The 18,158-nt window shown below is 41.3% G+C and carries 16 protein-coding genes and 1 pseudogene; 14 read left to right on the top strand and 3 right to left on the bottom strand.

Annotated features, from left to right (window positions below):
• The 9 genes and pseudogenes from AC058W_RS06315 to AC058W_RS06275 all read left to right on the top strand — a co-directional run.
• Positions 1–309, top strand: a pseudogene (locus AC058W_RS06315) (tRNA (N(6)-L-threonylcarbamoyladenosine(37)-C(2))-methylthiotransferase MtaB); the annotation flags it as partial.
• Positions 310–533: 224 nt separating this feature from the next.
• Positions 534–806, top strand: a complete 273-nt coding sequence (locus AC058W_RS06310; RefSeq protein WP_020994102.1) for an IreB family regulatory phosphoprotein — start codon at positions 534–536, stop codon at positions 804–806.
• Between the two features lies 1 nt (position 807).
• Positions 808–1,230, top strand: coding sequence for a Holliday junction resolvase RuvX (gene ruvX, locus AC058W_RS06305; protein ID WP_117675110.1), 423 nt, complete (start codon positions 808–810; stop codon positions 1,228–1,230).
• A gap of 12 nt (positions 1,231–1,242) precedes the next feature.
• Positions 1,243–1,500, top strand: coding sequence for a DUF1292 domain-containing protein (locus tag AC058W_RS06300; protein ID WP_117675108.1), 258 nt, complete (start codon positions 1,243–1,245; stop codon positions 1,498–1,500).
• A gap of 277 nt (positions 1,501–1,777) precedes the next feature.
• Positions 1,778–3,412 (top strand): ribonuclease J, encoded by a 1,635-nt coding sequence (locus AC058W_RS06295; protein ID WP_479389835.1) that lies wholly within the window; start codon positions 1,778–1,780, stop codon positions 3,410–3,412.
• A 1-nt stretch (position 3,413) separates the two neighbouring features.
• Positions 3,414–3,761: a YlbF/YmcA family competence regulator gene (locus AC058W_RS06290; RefSeq protein ID WP_117675106.1), complete on the top strand. Its 348-nt coding sequence runs from the start codon at positions 3,414–3,416 to the stop codon at positions 3,759–3,761.
• A gap of 128 nt (positions 3,762–3,889) precedes the next feature.
• On the top strand, positions 3,890–4,294 hold the full coding sequence (locus AC058W_RS06285; protein ID WP_479389834.1) for an endolytic transglycosylase MltG: 405 nt from the start codon (positions 3,890–3,892) through the stop codon (positions 4,292–4,294).
• Positions 4,291–4,935, top strand: a complete 645-nt coding sequence (locus AC058W_RS06280) for an O-methyltransferase (protein ID WP_117675102.1) — start codon at positions 4,291–4,293, stop codon at positions 4,933–4,935. Before AC058W_RS06285 ends, AC058W_RS06280 begins: the two co-directional genes overlap by 4 nt.
• A gap of 5 nt (positions 4,936–4,940) precedes the next feature.
• Positions 4,941–6,164, top strand: a complete 1,224-nt coding sequence (locus AC058W_RS06275) for a peptidase U32 family protein (protein WP_340281620.1) — start codon at positions 4,941–4,943, stop codon at positions 6,162–6,164.
• Between the two features lie 46 nt (positions 6,165–6,210).
• Here AC058W_RS06275 and sigK read toward each other — a convergent pair whose 3' ends face one another.
• Positions 6,211–6,840: an RNA polymerase sporulation sigma factor SigK gene (gene sigK, locus AC058W_RS06270; RefSeq protein ID WP_117675098.1), complete on the bottom strand. Its 630-nt coding sequence runs from the start codon at positions 6,838–6,840 to the stop codon at positions 6,211–6,213.
• 246 nt (positions 6,841–7,086) lie between these two features.
• On the opposite strand from sigK, the gene AC058W_RS06265 reads away from it, so the two are divergent.
• Positions 7,087–8,061: a tRNA dihydrouridine synthase gene (locus tag AC058W_RS06265; protein WP_117675096.1), complete on the top strand. Its 975-nt coding sequence runs from the start codon at positions 7,087–7,089 to the stop codon at positions 8,059–8,061.
• A 132-nt stretch (positions 8,062–8,193) separates the two neighbouring features.
• On the opposite strand, the gene AC058W_RS06260 is transcribed toward AC058W_RS06265, so the two are convergent.
• A complete protein-coding gene (locus tag AC058W_RS06260) occupies positions 8,194–8,739 on the bottom strand; it encodes a biotin transporter BioY (RefSeq protein WP_117675094.1) in 546 nt (181 codons plus the stop codon).
• Between the two features lie 450 nt (positions 8,740–9,189).
• Between AC058W_RS06260 and AC058W_RS06255 the strand changes: the two genes are divergently transcribed.
• Positions 9,190–10,239: an NAD(P)H-dependent flavin oxidoreductase gene (locus tag AC058W_RS06255; protein ID WP_479389833.1), complete on the top strand. Its 1,050-nt coding sequence runs from the start codon at positions 9,190–9,192 to the stop codon at positions 10,237–10,239.
• Positions 10,240–10,935: 696 nt separating this feature from the next.
• Positions 10,936–12,087, top strand: a complete 1,152-nt coding sequence (locus AC058W_RS06250; RefSeq protein WP_479389832.1) for a glycerate kinase family protein — start codon at positions 10,936–10,938, stop codon at positions 12,085–12,087.
• Positions 12,088–12,139: 52 nt separating this feature from the next.
• Here the strand turns inward: AC058W_RS06250 and AC058W_RS06245 are convergent, their stop codons facing one another.
• On the bottom strand, positions 12,140–12,946 hold the full coding sequence (locus AC058W_RS06245) for a transglutaminase domain-containing protein (RefSeq protein WP_117675088.1): 807 nt from the start codon (positions 12,944–12,946) through the stop codon (positions 12,140–12,142).
• Positions 12,947–13,335: 389 nt separating this feature from the next.
• Here AC058W_RS06245 and AC058W_RS06240 point away from each other — a divergent pair, with 389 nt between their 5' ends.
• Together AC058W_RS06240 and AC058W_RS06235 are read left to right on the top strand one after the other, a co-directional pair.
• The gene (locus tag AC058W_RS06240) at positions 13,336–16,923 is read left to right on the top strand and encodes a DUF5717 family protein (RefSeq protein WP_479389831.1); all 3,588 of its coding nucleotides are present in this window, start codon (positions 13,336–13,338) and stop codon (positions 16,921–16,923) included.
• Positions 16,907–18,154 (top strand): DUF5716 family protein, encoded by a 1,248-nt coding sequence (locus AC058W_RS06235; protein ID WP_118247259.1) that lies wholly within the window; start codon positions 16,907–16,909, stop codon positions 18,152–18,154. Before AC058W_RS06240 ends, AC058W_RS06235 begins: the two co-directional genes overlap by 17 nt.
• Positions 18,155–18,158: the final 4 nt, after the last annotated feature.

The following is an 18,158-nucleotide window of genomic DNA, read 5'->3' as shown; positions in this document are numbered from 1 at the left end:
AAGGCTGCCGCCATGTCAGGTCAGTTGACAGAAGCGCAGAAAGCTGTCAGAAGCGATAAGATGCTTGCACTAAATGAAGAACATGCAAGAGAATATGAGGAATCCATGATTGGCAGTGAACTGAAAGTTCTTCTTGAGGAAGAAGTAGAGATTAATGGAGAACAGTGGTATATCGGTCACAGCAAGGAATATATTAAAACAGCAGTAAGAAAACAGGATGCTTATGGAGTAAATGACATAATTACTGTAAAAGCTGAGAGATTTCTGAAAAATCATACATTGACCGGAGGAGTACTGTGTACGGAATAGGGTACAAAGCGAACAGTAACTGTTAACTTGCTAATGACTGCAACAAATTTGCGGTTGCAGAATAGATGGAATTATATTAAAATATAGAAGAATATATGTGTATTGTATACGAAATTTGCAATACATAGCAGAAACGATGAATTATTGCGAAGTGCGTGAAGGTACGAGATAATGCGATAACTGAAAGGTTCTGCGAAAATAAATCAGGTAAGGACGTGAAAAAAATGGCAGAGAACAATCTGGGTAATACCCAATATTTCAGAACAAAACCAGACCAGGAGCTTCAGGTAAAAGAGGTACTGGACCTCGTTTACACAGCAATGGATGAGAAAGGATATAATCCGGTCAATCAGATCGTTGGATATATTATGTCCGGAGATCCTACTTATATTACCAGCCATAAGGGCGCAAGAAGCATGATCATGAAAGTAGAGCGTGATGAACTGGTAGAGGAACTTTTAAACGAGTATATTAAGAATAAATCCTGGGAACGCTGATATGAGAATCTTGGGATTAGATTATGGCTCAAAAACAGTCGGTGTGGCAATCAGTGATCCGCTGGGAATCACCGCGCAGGGAGTGGAGACAATCTGGCGCAAGCAGGAGAATCACCTGCGCCAGACACTTGCCCGTATAGAAGAACTTATTTCGGAGTATCAGGTGGAACGGATCGTACTTGGATATCCGAAGAATATGAATAATACGATTGGAGAACGTGCCCAGAAATCACTGGAGTTTAAGGAAATGTTGGAGAGACGGACAGGTCTGGAAGTGATCATGTGGGACGAGCGTCTGACTACAGTAGAAGCCAATCGTACTTTAATGGAAGCCAGTGTGCGCAGAGAGAATCGTAAACAGTATCTGGATCAGCTGGCAGCTGTTTTTATTTTGCAGGGATATCTGGATTCCCTGTCCTGTTAGGAGATTGATAAAATGGATAAGATTAAATTTCAGCTCGAGGACGGAACAGAAGCGGAGTTTTATGTAGAAGAGCAGACCAGAATCGGAGGAATCGCATATCTTCTGGTATCTGACTCTATGGATGATGAGGCGACTGCCTATATTTTTAAAGATGTGTCAGAGGATGACAGTCAGGAAGCCTGCTATGAGATGGTCGAGGACGAGGACGAACTGCAGGCAGTTTTTAAAGTATTTGAACAGATGTTAGATGACGTAGACCTTGAAATGTAGCCGGGAGGTGTAATGCTTGAATAACGAAAATAACAACCAATATAATAACGAAGCACGTGAAAATCATGAAGGACAGTCCGGTCATGGTCAGAGAAGACCATATAACCGACCGAAGAATTATAAATATAAACCGCAGCACAGAAACACTCATGGAAGAAAACCGATACAGGATCGTAAAGCTGTAACGGATAAAGAGAAGAGCGGAAAGCCGGTACCATTTAAGAATCCGGTAAAGAGTGTTCCACGTAAACCAAAGAAACCGACATCCAGATTAAAGATCATTCCACTTGGCGGTCTGGAACAGATCGGAATGAATATCACAGCATTTGAATATGAGGACAGCATTGTGGTAGTAGACTGCGGACTTGCTTTCCCGGAAGATGATATGCTGGGAATTGATCTTGTCATTCCGGATGTGACTTATCTGAAAGAAAATATTTCCAAGGTAAAAGGCTTTGTGATCACACATGGACATGAGGATCATATCGGTGCGCTGCCGTATGTTCTTAAAGATGTAAACGTTCCGGTTTACTCTACAAAGCTTACCATTGCCCTGATTGCAAATAAGCTGAAAGAACACAATATGACCCGCACCACCAAATTAAAAGAAGTAAAACATGGACAGGTCATCAATCTTGGAGATTTTTCTATTGAATTTATAAAGACAAACCATAGTATCCAGGATGCATCTGCACTGGCAATCTATTCACCGGCAGGTATCGTAGTGCATACAGGTGACTTTAAAGTGGATTACACACCTGTATTTGGAGATGCTATTGATCTGCAGCGTTTTGCCGAGATCGGCAAGAAAGGTGTACTGGCACTGATGTGCGACAGTACAAATGCTGAGAGAAGTGGATTTACGATGTCTGAGCGTTCTGTTGGACATGTATTCGATAATCTCTTTAATGAATATAAAACAAACAGAATCATTATCGCGACTTTTGCGTCTAATGTAGACCGTGTACAGCAGATCATCAATACAGCATATCGATTTGGCCGTAAGGTTGCAGTGGAAGGCCGCAGCATGGTAAATGTTATTACTACTGCAGCAGAACTTGGATATCTCCGCATTCCGGATCAGACCTTGATTGAGATCGATCAGGTTAAGAATTATCCGGATGAGCAGGTAGTGCTGATCACAACAGGAAGCCAGGGTGAATCTATGGCTGCGCTTTCCCGTATGGCAGCGAATATCCACAAGAAAATCGTGATTAAACCGAATGATACGATTATTTTCAGTTCCAATCCGATTCCTGGAAATGAGAAAGCGGTATCCAAGGTTATCAATGAACTTTCCATGAAGGGTGCAAAAGTTATCTTCCAGGATGTTCATGTTTCCGGACATGCATGCCAGGAGGAAATCAAACTGATCTATTCTCTGGTTAAACCGAAATATGCAATTCCGGTTCATGGTGAATACAGACATCTGACAGCCCAGAAGAATGTAGTAGAAGAACTGGGAATTCCGAAAGAAAATATCTTTGTTCTTGCATCCGGAAATATTCTGGAGCTTGACAACCAGAGCGCACAGATAACAGGAACCGTACACACAGGTGCGATCCTGGTTGACGGACTTGGAGTAGGAGATGTAGGCAATATCGTTCTTCGTGACCGTCAGCATCTTGCAGAAGACGGAATCATGATTGTTGTGGTAACCTTAGAGCGTCACAGCAATGTAATTCTTGCAGGACCGGACATTGTTTCCCGAGGTTTCGTATATGTAAGAGAGTCCGAGGATCTGATGGATCACGCAAGAGAGGTAGTAGAGAATGCACTGGATTCTTGTCTGGAATGTAATATTACAGATTGGGGCAAGATCAAAACTGTTGTAAAAGATGCGCTCAGCGAATTCTTATGGAAACGTACCAAGAGAAGTCCGATGATCCTGCCGATCATTATGGAGGCATAAAATGAAACCAAATACAATAGATGAAAATATCAGCAGCCTTCTGGAAGCCTTTAAGGAGAGTCCTGAATATGTGGAGTTTCAGAAGCAGAATGAGATTTTGAAGCAAAAACCTGAACTGAAGAAAAGAGTGGATGCTTTCAGAGGAGATAACTACAGAGTTCAGAATGAATGTGGCTCAGATAATCTGTTCGATGTTGTAGAACAGATGGGAAAGGAATCTGCAGAGCTTCGCAGACATCCGGAAGTAAATGCATATCTGGATGCAGAGCTTGCTCTCTGCAAAATGATGCAGAAGATTTGCGTAAAACTGGCAGAAGGCATCGACATGGATATCCCTGGTGCACTGTAAATTACAGGAAATCATCCGACAGGTGGTATCCTGCACAGTAGCGTAAGTAGTAACTGTCTGTCAATCTGGATTTGTGAGAGTACGGAACAGTTGCTGTAAACATTAGAATTGCAGAAAGGAAATAGTTTATGAGTGATACCAAAGAACGTGCAGGTGCGGCTGGCGTTGTTGTAGCCGGCGTGTTTTTTAAAATCGCGCTTTATGTTTGTGTGGTAGTGTTGCTTTTCTGGATCGGGAAGTCTTCTTTTCAGTTTGGGCATAATGTATTTAATCAGCATGCAATGAGTCCTGGAGAGGGACAGGAAGTTACCGTGGTAATTAAGGAAGATGATTCTTTATACAAAATTGCCAAAACTCTTCAGAAAAAAGGACTGATCGAGAGTGCTCCTGTATTTTATGTGCAGGAGAGGCTTTCTACCTATCATGGTCAGCTTCAGCCGGGAACTTATCTCTTGAGTACAGCATATACACCGAACCGTATCATGGGAATTCTGGCAGGAGATGATGAACAGGAAGGGGTAAGTGATTCGTGATAGTTGACGAGCGAATGCGTACCTATATCAATTCACTGGATATGGGAAATACACCGTTCCTTGAGAATCTGGAACAGTATGCCATAAAGGAACGTGTACCGATCATCCGGAGAGAAATGCAGAGTTTTATGAAAATGTTTCTGGCTTTAAACCAGCCGAAGCGTATTCTGGAGGTGGGGACAGCCATTGGCTTCTCCACACTTCTTATGTGTGAATATGGAACAAAGGATCTGGAAATTGTGACAATAGAGAATTATGAGAAAAGGATTCCTATTGCAAAAGCGAACTTCAAAGAAGCCGGTCGTGAATCACAGATTACTCTGCTGGAGGGAGATGCCGGACAGATATTAAAAGAACTGGATGGTTCTTTTGACATGATTTTTATGGATGCTGCAAAAGGACAGTATATTAACTGGCTTCCGGATGTAATGCGTCTTATGCGAAAGGGCAGTGTTCTTATTTCTGACAATGTGCTTCAGGAGGGGGATATTATAGAATCCCATTATCTGGTGGAGCGCAGAAACAGAACTATATATAAACGGATGCGGGAGTATCTGTATGAACTGAAACATAATCCAGCCCTGATAACTTCGATCATTCCTCTGGGAGACGGAGTTACGGTCAGTGTGAAACAGGAGTAAACAATATGAGAAAAATAGAATTGCTGGTTCCGGCAAGCAGCCTTGAGGTGTTAAAGATTGCTGTTATTTTCGGAGCAGATGCTGTATATATCGGTGGAGAAGCCTTTGGACTGAGAGCTAAAGCCAAGAATTTTTCCCATGATGATATGAAAGAGGGAATTGCCTTTGCCCATGAACATGGAGTAAAGGTTTATGTAACTGTAAATATTCTGGCTCATAATTATGATCTGGCGGGAGTCAGAGAATATCTGACAGAGCTGAAAGAACTGAAACCGGATGCCCTGATCATTGCTGATCCGGGAATCTATATGTATGCAAAGGAAATCTGTCCGGAGATTGAGCGACATATCAGTACACAGGCAAATAATACAAACTATGAAACCTATCGTTTCTGGTATAATCTGGGTGCGAAACGTGTAGTAACAGCCAGGGAACTTTCCCTTGCGGAGATCAGAGAAATCAGAGAACATATTCCTGATGATATGGAAATTGAGACATTTATTCATGGTGCTATGTGTATTTCCTATTCAGGAAGATGCCTGCTCAGCAATTATCTGGCTGGTCGTGATGCAAATCAGGGTGCCTGTACCCATCCATGCCGCTGGAAATATTCCATCGTTGAGGAGAAACGCCCGGGAGAATATATGCCGGTATTTGAGAATGAGAGAGGAACCTACATTTTCAATTCAAAGGATCTCTGCATGATTGAGCATATGGATGATGTGATCAACAGCGGAATTGACAGCCTGAAGATAGAGGGACGTATGAAAACTGCTCTTTATGTTGCGACAGTTGCCAGAACCTACCGCAAGGCAATTGATGATTATATGGAGAGTCCTGAGAAATATCAGGCAAATATGCCATGGTATCAGGAGCAGATTTCCAACTGTACTTACAGACAGTTCACGACCGGATTTTTCTATGGAAAACCGGATGAGAATACACAGATTTACGATAATAATACTTATCAGAAAGAATATACTTATCTGGGATTTGCAGAAGCTGTTGATGAACGTGGCTATGCGCAGATCACACAGAGAAATAAGTTCTCAGTAGGTGAGACGATTGAGATCATGAAACCGGACGGACAGAATGTATCTGTTACTGTAAAGGGAATTTATGATGAAGATGGCAATCCGATGGAGAGTGCACCTCATGCACAACAGAAGCTGTTCGTAGATCTGGGAACAGAGATTGATGTTTATGATCTGCTTAGAAGAGCTGAATAGAGATAGATACAGTAAACGCAGCCAACAAAATTAACGTTGGCTGCGTTTACTGCATTTGAGGAAAAAGTCCGCGAAGTTTCTGCAAGGCATTTTTTTCGATTCTGGAGACATAGGAACGGCTGATGCAGAGTTTTCGGGCGATTTCGCGTTGCGTTTCTTCTTCCATGCCAAACAAACCGTATCGATAACAGATTACCTGGTATTCTTTTTCTGACAGGATTTTTTTCAGGGATTTCAGAAGATAAGAAGTGTTTTCTCTGATGTAACAATCCTCTACAATATCTACAGGTGTACTCTCTATCACATCAAGCAGATTAATTTCATTTCCTTCTTTGTCTGTGCCAATAGGCTCATATAGAGACACTTCCCTCGAATGCTTTTTCTTAGAACGAAAGAACATCAGAAGCTCATTTTCTATACATCTGGCAGCATAAGTAGACAGGCGTGAAGCTTTCTGTGGATCAAAGGTTGTGACTGCCTTGATCAGCCCAATCGTGCCGATAGAAATCAGGTCGTCTGTATCTTCACCGGTTCCCTGGTACTTTTTTACTACATGAGCCACCAGCCGGAGATTATGTTCAATCAGGATATTCTTAGCCTGAGAATCACCCTCCTGATATTTTTGAAGATAATATTTTTCCTGCGATATGGACAAAGGTTTCAAAAAAGCCTTCAAATTCTTACCTCGAAGGGGATTTCTATATAGTTTATGTAATGGACAGGGGGTCTGTGCTTTTCCCAGAAATGATTTGACGGGAATTGGATAAAACGATAGAATAGAAAACGATAATTGTAGAGAAAACGTATATAGTAATTGTTGATTGTTTACCTTTGTTTGCATGAATGAGCTAAAATGTTGCAGAGTGCAGTAGTCAGCATTATACAGATGAGTATATAAAAATATAATAAACAGGAGAAACACATGAAAATATATTTAGCTCCACTTGAGGGAATCACAGGATACACATACAGACGTGCACTTCATCAGTGCTTTGGAGGATTTGATAAATATTTTATTCCATTTATTCTTCCGAATCAAAAAGGTCATCTCAGCACAAGAGAGAAGAAGGACATTGCGCCTGAGAACAATGAAGGGATGTATGCAGTTCCGCAGATTCTGACAAAGAATGCAGAAGATTTTATTCGGACAGCGGAAACGCTGCAGGAATATGGTTACAATGAAGTAAATCTGAATCTCGGCTGTCCATCAAAGACTGTTGTAACGAAAGGCAGAGGAGCAGGTTTTCTGGACAGACCGGATGAACTGGATAAATTTCTGGATGAGATATTTCGTAAATGCGATGTGAAGATTTCCATAAAAACCCGTCTGGGAATGGATGCGCCGGATGAATTTGAGGACTTGCTGACAATCTATAACAAATATCCTCTGGAGGAATTGATCATTCATCCAAGAGTGCAGAAGGATTATTATAAAAATACACCGCGTCTTGAAACATTTGGGGAGGCACTGGAACATTCAAAGACCCCAGTGTGCTATAATGGAGATATCGTCACAGCAAAGGACTATCTTAGCCTGAAAGAACGTTTTCCAGCGCTAGAATGTATCATGACAGGCAGAGGAACACTAAGAAATCCTGCACTTGCCAGAGAAATACGTGGTGGTGCGCCTGCCTCAAAAGAAGAAATCCGCAGATTTCATGATATTATGTATAATGAATACTGTGAAGATCTGTCCGGGGACAGAAATATTCTATTTCGCATGAAAGAGTTGTGGTCTTATCTGATACCGATGTTTACAAATAATAAAAAGTATGCCAAGAAAATAAAAAAAACTGAGAAATGTGTTGTATATGAAAGTGCAGTCAGGGAATTGTTTAGCTGCGAGCAGTTGATTGATAGCAATGATGATTCAGAAAAAATCACCGGAACATTATAATGAATAGGTAAAATAAGACAGTTATTCGGTGTAGAATCACATAGCGAAAGCAGATTGTGAGTATCCGTTTGATAAACGGTAAAAAAAGCGACTATACAGGAATATTATATTCTTGTATGGTCGCTTTCGATATTATCGTATTCTTTTCTTTATCATCGGTCCAATGATCATAGCAATAATCATTTTTATCAGATCGGCAGGAATAAATGGGATTACACAGACTGCAAGAGCTGCTTTAAAAGTGTAATCTGCAACGATACAGAACCATATTGTTCCGAAAAGATAACATACAATAGTTCCGACAATCATGCCGATAAGCTGTATCCATGGTTTGTGACAGTTATCTATCACCAGTCCGGCAATGACTGCCATGACGATAAATCCAATGATATATCCACCTGTAGGACCTGCCAGCTTCGCAGGACCGCCAGTGAATCCGGAAAATACCGGAAGTCCCACGAACCCCATTAACAGATAGATCAGATAACTGACGGTTCCCTTTTTCCATCCAAGAAGATACAGAGACAGATATATTGCCAGATTAGTGAATGAAATCGGAACTGGACCGATTGGAATAGATAGTGGGGCAAGAATACAGGTAACGGCTGCCATCAGTGCGGTCATGGTTATATCGTAAGTTTTACTATGAGGCACGGTAATATTTTGGGTCTGGTTCATGTCAGAATAATCTCCTTTTATATCGTAAGTTTTTGGCGCGGTCGATTAGTGTATTAAGTTCATCATTCGGGGTGTTTAAAATAGCGATAGCCTCTTCTCTGGAGAGAACAGGTACTTCTTCATAAAATTTAGAATTCATAATAGTGATGTCCTTCCTGCGATTTTTGTGTATGGATATTACTTTAACATATAAAAGGACAAAATGTCAACTGAATATAAAGAAAGGTTTACGATCTGCGCTGGGTACGGAGTGAGCAGTAATTCTACATTTTATGATTTATTTGATAGTATGAGAAGTATGATGTAAGAGCATTCGGAAATACACATATATAGTATTAAAAACTATATTAAATAGTTTTTCTTGACAAGAATGGAATTTATGATATACTTTGAATATCAAAATATTTTAAAGACAAATAAAATATCAAAACAAGAACAGGAGAAAAACAGATGAAGAATTTTAAAATAGGAGATAAAATCACAAGAATTCCACTGATTCAGGGTGGAATGGGAGTTGGCATCAGCCTGGGAAGACTTGCCGGATCTGTTGCGAAAGAAGGCGGTGTTGGTATTATATCTACGGCGCAGATCGGTTACAGAGAAGCAGATTTTGATAAAAATCCGGCAGCAGCTAATGAGAGGGCAATCGGCAGTGAGATGAAAAAAGCCCGTGCAATTTCACCGGATGGAATCATAGGATATAACATTATGGTCGCATTGAAAGAATATTCATCCCACGTAAAAGCAGCTGTAAAGGCAGGCGCAGATATCATCATATCCGGTGCAGGGCTTCCTACAGAGCTTCCGGAACTGGTCAAGGGCAGTCTGACAAAGATTGCTCCTATTGTTTCCACAGATAAATCTGCAAAAGTAATCCTGAAATATTGGGACAGAAAATATAAAAGAACAGCAGATCTGGTAGTTATCGAAGGACCGCAGGCAGGCGGCCATCTTGGTTTTCATAAAGATGAACTGGAAAAATATACAGAAGAATCTTACAGCGAAGAGATAAAGAAAATAATTGCAACGATAAAACTCTATGCAGAGAAATATCAGACAGAAGTTCCCGTAATTGTAGCCGGTGGAATCTGCGATAAAGAAGACGTGCAGAAAGTAGCTGCGTTGGGAGTGGATGGAGTCCAGGTAGCTACCCGTTTTATAACAACAGAAGAATGTGATGCAGATATCCGGTACAAAGAAGCGCACTTAAATGCCAGAAAAGAAGATATTGCCATTGTAAAAAGCCCTGTAGGAATGCCTGGACGTGCAATTATGAACAAATTTATGAAACGTGTGATGAGCGGTGAACAGATATCACACAGCCCATGTCATGGATGCCTGGTAAAATGCAGCCCAAAAGAAATTCCATATTGCATTACAGATGGCCTGATCAATGCAGTAAAAGGAAATGTGGATGATGGATTGTTGTTCTGCGGTGCGAAAGCATGGAAAGCAGACCGGCTGGAGACAGTGCAGGAAGTGATTAGTGAGTTGTTTTAACCGAATCAAGTAAGTCCCCTGCTTCAATTGCGAGAAGCAATAAGCAGTGGGTGGGACTTGCTTGTATCGAGGAGGAGTGCAAGCTCCTTCTGATAAACTGCGGAGCAGTTATTCGGTTATGAGCAAGTAGCGAAGCGGATTGCGAATATCCGCTTGACTCTGTGTTTACGAGTCCGGCAATTACCCATTTGTAATTTTATTTATAAAGACTGACAATAACTTGTTTTGCCTGTTGCTTCATGTTAAACTAAATAAAATGAGTAACGGATAGACGAGAAGTCTGCCTGATACATGGTTTTCAGATGGAGGTGATCACTTTGAGACAGACGGTATCCCTGGGAGCGCAGGATTTTGCATACATCAGAGAAAATAACTGTTTTCTTGTAGATAAAACTGGAATTTAAAGTATGCGAAGCTGGAGAACCTACATTGGAAGACACTGTAAAAGCGGCAAAAAAACAAATACAGGATAAATATTATATTAGTGAACTGGAGGCAAGAGGAATAAAACAGGAGAGAATACGGTGCTACGGTTTTGCTTTTCAGGGGAAAAAGGTATTAATAGGTTAAAAAGAACTCCATGACATGACAGTAGGAATCATAGGAAACCGTAAGATTGGTGAGACAGTAATTTGGAATCTGTCTGGTCTTGGTTGTAAGATATTACCAAAGGAATACAAAAGGAGAAGATGAAGTATGAAAGCGGTAATTGCAATCGATTCTTTAAAAGGAAGCTTAAGCTCTATGGAAGCTGGCTATGCCATTGCTGACGGAATCCGCAGAGTTCATGGACAGGATGCGGAAATCGTAGTAAGACCTCTGGCAGACGGAGGAGAGGGAACTGTCGAGGCATTGGTAAGCGGTATGAGTGGAGTTACACAGAATGTAATGGTAACAGGACCTCTTGGAATTCCGGTAAATTGTGAGTATGGAATCATTGAAAGCAGTCATACAGCAGTAATTGAAATGTCAGGCGCAGCGGGAATCACCCTTGTTCCGGATGAAAAAAGAAATCCGCTTTACACGACGACTTATGGAGTTGGTGAAGTGATCAAAGATGCGATTGCCAAAGGATGCAGACGCTTTATCGTAGGAATTGGCGGCAGTGCGACCAATGATGGTGGAGTTGGAATGCTTCAGGCGTTAGGATATGGATTTCTTGATAAAGAAGGAAAACAGGTTCCTTTTGGGGCGAGAGGACTTGAGGTATTGGAAGAGATTACAGATGAATATGTACTTCCTGAATTGGCAGAATGTGAGTTCCGGGTTGCCTGTGATGTCACCAATATTCTTTGCGGAGAGAATGGCTGCAGTGCTGTGTATGGACCACAGAAAGGTGCAACTCCGTCTATGATCATGCAGATGGATAACTGGCTGAAACACTATGCCAAACTGGCTGAAAAGAAATTTACAAAAGCCAATGCAAATCAGGCGGGAACAGGTGCAGCAGGAGGACTCGGTTTTGCATTCTTAAGTTTTACAAATGCGGTTCTGGAGTCGGGAATTAAGATTGTGTTAGAAGAAACCTGTCTGGAAAAATATATGGAAAATGCAGATATTGTAATTACAGGAGAAGGCAGATTAGACGGACAGACAGCGATGGGAAAAGCCCCTGTCGGAGTAGCGCGTCTTGCAAAAAAACATGATATTCCTGTCATTGCTTTCGCAGGAAGCGTTACAAAAGAAGCAGTTGCATGTAATCAGAACGGAATCGATGCCTTCTTCCCGATTCTCAGAGGGGTGGTAACATTAGAAGAAGCCATGAAACCTGAAAATGCAAAAGCTAATATGACAGATACTGTGGAACAGGTATTTCGTCTGATGAACATGGGGGAGGAAGTAAAGTAAAAAAGTTTCGGAGAACCTGGGCGACAGGTTTGTCCGAAACTTTTTTTGATGCTTAGATTGTAATTACGTAAGCTCTGTTTCCTTTATAATAAGGGCGTCCGTCCACGCCGCTTAGATCATAGCTCATTCGATAATATCTTTCAATATTTCCGGTGCCCTTGGCCCAGTTTGGATCACAGACTGCGCCTTTTATTTCTGCCCATCCATGTCCGCCGGAGGAAATAACTTTGGCTTCGAATCCAACAGCATTTGCAAGGTAAGCGAATGCGGATGCGAAAGCAAAGCAGTCGCCATGTCCTCGATAGAACATATCCTCTGCATAGCTGACATCCCAGTTTGAATAATAATAGCGGAAATCATAGTCGTTGCCGGTTCCGCCGTATCCGTAGCTGACTGCCTTCAGATAGCATCTCCACAATTTTTCCGGTTTGGACATATTTTTCTTTGTCACATGATGCATTACCTGATTGGCGGTAACCATGAGATTTAGTTTTCGTTTTTCTTCACTGTTATAGCGGGCCTTTCCACTTTTTGTAAGATAAATGCCATTAACACGCTGGGAAGTTACCATGGAAGCAGCACTTCCGCTGCGAATCTGGAAGAAATAATAGTCGCCTTTTATTTTCTGCCAGCCATTCTGCTGGATTCCTTTTTCATTAAAGTAGTATTTCTTTCCGCGGATCGTGACGAATCCCTTTACAGTATGTCCGTTTTCATCATAATAGTAGATATTTCCACTGGGCTTGCGGTTGAACTTGTCGCGGTATTTCGATGCTGCAAAAACTGAAGCTGAAAAGAAAAGGGAGCAGCAGATAGCAATAAAAATTGCAGAGATTGAAAATACTTTTAGCTTTTTCATAAGATACCTCCGTTGTCTGAGTGATTAAGTGGACCATTTCGCCCGCCTGTATGAAACAGGTTTTTGACGCGCTTGTTTCTGATAAAACAGATTATTTCAGAAGAATTACTTGTCTCAATTATAAGATATAAACTATTATATAAGACAATTTGGCTTCGTGCAATAATAAATAAAATAACGGCTGCTATTTGCTGTGTATCCGGTAACGAATAAAAATTATTCATGAAAATCCCAAGGTGAGGGCTGTTGCGCGGATACAGTTTGTGGTGTATAATTAAACGCAATAGGCTTTGTGACGTTACTGGTACATCATTTTCAAAATAACTATGTATTGGTCATAAAGCGAACAGCAGCTTAGTAATTTAAGCAAGGATATAAGGTGGACAATTTTGAAAAAGACGATAGAAGAACTATTAAGCGGAAAATTCAGACATGAGCAGCCACAGCTCCTTTTTTCACAGGATAAGATAGAAGTAACGCTGAAAGCGGGAGAAGTGTATAAAGGAGAACTGTATTTCGGAACAGAGGATAACGAAAAGATCAGAGGATATATTACTTCTTCCAACAGGCGTGTTGTACCTGGAACAGAGAAGTTTTCGGGGACGACTGTGAGACTGCAGTATGGGATTGACGGTATGGGAATGCGTCCTGGAGAGAGACACGAAGGATGGATTTGTTTTACTACGAATATTGGAGAATATAAGCTTCCATTTGTGATTCAGGCAGAGAAAACAGAACTTAAGAGCATAGCCGGTGAAATACCGGATATGGATACGTTTGTCAATATTGCGAAAGACGATTTTAAAGAAGCATACCGTATTTTTACAGATCATAAATTTGAACTTCTTTTAAAAGATGCCGGCAGGAAGGAGAAAGCCCTTTATAAAGGACTTTCCAAACAGCCTGTGACATTTCAGAATGTAGAGGAATTTCTTGTTGCGACGGGCAGGAAGGAAGCTGTAAAAATTGAATTAAAGGCAGACCATAACAGCTTTTATGATATTAATGAATCTGTACGTGAATCATTTGCTGTAAGAAAGAACGGATGGGGACATCTCAGACTGGACGTTGAGGCAAAGGGAGATTTTCTGGAAGTTACCAGACATGTGGTTACAGATGAAGATTTCATTGGCAGCTACTATCAGGTAGAATATGTGATACACAAAGAGAAGCTCAAAAAAGGATGCCAGTTTGGTGAGATCATTGTAAAGAGTCCTTATCAGCAGCTGGTCTATCAGATTACCGCATCAATGGAGCCGCAGGTGCAGCTTAAGACAGAGATTCATGTCAAACGCCACAAGCTGGAACTGATGCGGGATCTGTTGGAATATTCCTGTAAGAGAATGGATGGTAAGACCTGGATCGGCAGTAGCAGATTTGTACTTAATCAGCTGAAGGAAGAGGGCTGTGATTATCCGGAATACCAGATGTATGAAGCATATATTCTTCATATGGAAGGAGAGGAAGAACAGGCAAAGGAAATCCTTAAGAAATTTAAACATCAGAATTTTTCCAGGGAGAATCTGGAACTGGCAGGAGTATATCTCTACCTTTGCGTTCTTACCGGATTGCATAAAGACAGAGAACAGGCGGCAAGACGTCTGCGCAGCTTTTTTTTACAGAAAGAGGATAGTTTCCTGCTCTTTAAACTCTGGCAGGAAGTAACTGTTGAAGAGAAAGGTTCTTCATCAAGACTTGTATTTATGATGGAAGAACTTTTTGAGAAGGGATGCAGAAGTCCTTTCCTGTATCTGGAAGCATGGAATTACATCAGCAGTGATACTTCACTTCTCCACAGAATGAGCAGTTTCTGGACACAGGTGTTCTTGTTTGCAGGAGAGAAAGGTCTTCTGACGGAAGAACTTGTGATGAGATTTGCCTATCTTACAGGATATGAGAGAGAGTTTAACACAAGTATGTACAGAGCACTGGCGATGGGTTATGATGCTTTTGAATCAGATGATACCCTGGAAGCTATCTGCAGATATATCATGCTTGGAAACCCAAGAAAACAAGAGTATTTCAGATGGTTTTCACTGGCAGTGGAGAAGGGAATCCGCCTGACGAGATTATATGAGTATTATGTGGAGACTATGGACACTTCCTATCAAAGAGAACTCCCGAAACCTCTTTTGATGTATTTCACATATAATAACACATCACTTGGTGATGATAAAAAAGCATTTATTTATGCAAGTATCGTGGGTAACAGAGGACGTCAGCCACAGACATATGCGGATTACAGCGATCACATGAAGGTCTTTGCCATGCGTAAGGCAAAAGAAGGAAAGATGAATGAGAACTATGCGGTTCTTTATCAGGAATTTTTAAGTAATCCAAAAACAGAGGGACAGGCCTCTCTGATTGCCGGAAAGATGTTTACGAACAGACTTTACTGTGATGACAAGAAAATACGATATGTGATCGTACGTCATGAGCAGCTTCGGACAGAAGAAATCTATCCATGTATGCAGGGTGTGGCATATCCGAGAATTTATACGGATGATGCTGTGATCCTGTTTCAAGACGCAAACCAGAGACGATATGCTTCAACAGTAGATTATAATATCAAGAAACTGTTTGATGAACGGGAATTGATAGATAAGGTTCTTGCCTTTGATATAGAAGAACCGGGACTGGTGCTTCACTGTAGTGAGAATACCGAAGCCAGTCAGGATAATCTGAAAGCATTCCAGAAGATTCCGGATACAGAGGAATTCTCAGACGAATACCAGAGAGCTGTCAGAGAGAAACTACTTTCTTACTATTCAGAACATATCAAAGATGATGTGACGGATGAGTATCTGAGAGAAATGGATTACGAAAAATATGCCCAGGTGGACAGAACAGGGCTTCTGGAAGTGCTGATCGCAAAGGGACTGTATCAGCAGGCAATGGTGGTTGTTTCTAAATTTGGATACGAGGGAATCCGCGTAGAAAGTCAGTTGAAGCTTATCAGCAGAATGCTGACACGATGTGAGATGAAAGAGGATGATGAACTGATTGCACTTGCATCTGATGTTTACAGATATGGAAAATATGACGAAGTGATTCTGAAATATTTGATGGATTACAGATATGGTCCGATAGATGAGCTGATATCTGTCTGGAAAAGTGCACAGGGCTTCGAGATGGATACGTATGAGCTTGAGGAAAAACTCCTTCAGTTACTGATGTTTACAGCTGATTACCGTAAAGAAGGAGAGAAAATCTTTGAAGATTACGTACATCACAGCGGAAAAGAAAACATAGCAGGGGCATATCTTACACAGGTGGCATTTGGAACATTTGTAAGAGAATATCCAATGAGCATTTTCGTGAGAAGTCAGCTGGAGAATGCATATGAACAAAAGAGTCCGGTTGATTTTGTATGCAGTCTTGCACTGTTGGAGGCATATTCAAAGGAGAAGAACCTGAAAGAAAAACAGCTGGAAAATGCCAGAGAAATCCTGCAGGAATGTATAAAAAAAGATATGTGCTTTGCGTTCTTTAAGAAACTTCCGGTATCTATTCTCAGTCCATATCAGCTGGATGACAAGACTTTTGTGGAGTATCATGCAGACCCATCTGCAAAAGTAACCTTATATTATGCATTTGATGCAGGGCTTGGAAATCAGGTGAAATACCAGACAGAGCCGCTCCGCAATCTGTATGAAGGTATTTTTGCGAAGGCGTTCACTTTGTTTTATGGCGAAACTCTGAGATATTATTTCAGATCAGAAGTGGGAGATCAGGTAAATGAAACACAGGAACGCGTGATCACTATGAGTAAGGTTGAGGGTGCTCCTGTGAGCAAGTATCATATGATTAACCAGATGCTTTCTGCACGAAGACTGGATAAGAGTAAGGAAGTGCTTTCTCAGGTAAAGAATTATCTTCGCCAGGAACAGTACGTACAGAATATGTTCGTGATCGAAAAAGAAGAACAGGAACAGATAACCCTGAAACCAGGAGGAACAGATGAACGAAATTCGTGATTTAATCGTTGGAATTGATTTTGGTAAAGAATATTCTCAGATATGTTATTATGACCGCAAGGGAGAAGAGGCAAGATCTCTTTCCATGAAGGCTGGCGGAAATCAGTATGAAGCCCCAAGCTGTGTATGTTACAGACCTGAACAGAAGGATTACTGTGTGGGTTTGGAGGCTGAATACTTTGCCCGCGAAAAGGGCGGAATCATGATTGATGATGTCTATGGAATCTGCGAGAAAAAGGATTTCGTATTGTCAGAAGGAAGAAAGCTTGCACCATGGGAAATTCTTGCACAGTTCTTGCAGGGAATGCTTAAGTTTCTTGGAGTAGCAGATCTGGTCAAGAATATAAAATGTGTGGCAGTGACACTGCCACATCTGACAGAGATTCAGGTAGAGAATTTCCAGAAGGCATTTGAATCGCTGGGATTTCCACATGAGAAATATATGCTTCTGGATTACGGGGAAAGTTTCTATTACTATGTGTTATCCCAGAAAAGAGAAACATGGAACCGCAGTGTTGCCTGGTATGCATTTAAACCGGACAGCGTATCTTTCCGTAAGATGACGATGAATGGTGCGACAAAACCGGTGACTGTAAAGCTGGAAGAGGCTGTGGAAACAACACTTCCTGCTGACGGACAGGAAAGAGATTCTGAATTCTGTAAATTCGTCCAGAAAACACTTGGAAAAGATTTGTTCTCCAGTATTCAGATCACAGGAGAGGGATTTTCCCAGGACTGGGCAGAACAGTCTGTCAGACTGTTATGTTATCAGAAGCGAAAAGTTTTCTATGGAAATAATCTTTTTGCAAAAGGAGCGTGCTCTGCCGGCAAAGAGAGAACGGAGAATAAGGCATTGAAAGGTTATCGTTTCTTAAGTGATAACCTTGTGATGGCCGATGTCGGAATGGAAATGAGAGTAATGGGATCTCCGACATATTATCCGATGATCGAGGCCGGGAATAACTGGTATGACAGTAAATCATCCTGTGAAATTATTCTTGATGATACAGAGGAACTGGTGTTTACGGTAAGCACTTATGACAGACCGGAGAAGAGAAAAGTAGGTATGATGCTGCCTGGTATTCCTCTGCGCCCGAATAAAACGACCAGACTTTTACTGGAATTACAGTATATTTCAGCAACAGAATGTAAAGTGACAGTAACCGATCTGGGATTTGGAGAATTGTTCCCTTCCAGCGGTAAGACCTGGACAGAGACAGTGGAATGGTAAAGGA

This window comes from Blautia sp. CGZ-1-C1 (genome assembly GCF_056504575.1).
The sequence above is the reverse complement of the archived record's forward strand: the minus strand, read 5'-3'. Positions and strand labels throughout refer to the sequence as shown.

What these genes read in the sequence shown, in the direction of transcription:
- AC058W_RS06255 (WP_479389833.1), top strand. Translation starts at nt 9,190, where the DNA reads ATGAAGAATTTTAAAATAGGAGATAAAATCACAAGAATTCCACTGATT.
- AC058W_RS06250 (WP_479389832.1), top strand. Translation starts at nt 10,936, where the DNA reads ATGAAAGCGGTAATTGCAATCGATTCTTTAAAAGGAAGCTTAAGCTCT.
- AC058W_RS06290 (WP_117675106.1), top strand. Translation starts at nt 3,414, where the DNA reads ATGAAACCAAATACAATAGATGAAAATATCAGCAGCCTTCTGGAAGCC.
- AC058W_RS06285 (WP_479389834.1), top strand. Translation starts at nt 3,890, where the DNA reads ATGAGTGATACCAAAGAACGTGCAGGTGCGGCTGGCGTTGTTGTAGCC.
- ruvX (WP_117675110.1), top strand. Translation starts at nt 808, where the DNA reads ATGAGAATCTTGGGATTAGATTATGGCTCAAAAACAGTCGGTGTGGCA.
- AC058W_RS06275 (WP_340281620.1), top strand. Translation starts at nt 4,941, where the DNA reads ATGAGAAAAATAGAATTGCTGGTTCCGGCAAGCAGCCTTGAGGTGTTA.
- AC058W_RS06265 (WP_117675096.1), top strand. Translation starts at nt 7,087, where the DNA reads ATGAAAATATATTTAGCTCCACTTGAGGGAATCACAGGATACACATAC.
- AC058W_RS06235 (WP_118247259.1), top strand. Translation starts at nt 16,907, where the DNA reads ATGAACGAAATTCGTGATTTAATCGTTGGAATTGATTTTGGTAAAGAA.
- AC058W_RS06260 (WP_117675094.1), bottom strand. Translation starts at nt 8,739, where the DNA reads ATGAACCAGACCCAAAATATTACCGTGCCTCATAGTAAAACTTACGAT.
- AC058W_RS06300 (WP_117675108.1), top strand. Translation starts at nt 1,243, where the DNA reads ATGGATAAGATTAAATTTCAGCTCGAGGACGGAACAGAAGCGGAGTTT.
- AC058W_RS06310 (WP_020994102.1), top strand. Translation starts at nt 534, where the DNA reads ATGGCAGAGAACAATCTGGGTAATACCCAATATTTCAGAACAAAACCA.
- AC058W_RS06245 (WP_117675088.1), bottom strand. Translation starts at nt 12,946, where the DNA reads ATGAAAAAGCTAAAAGTATTTTCAATCTCTGCAATTTTTATTGCTATC.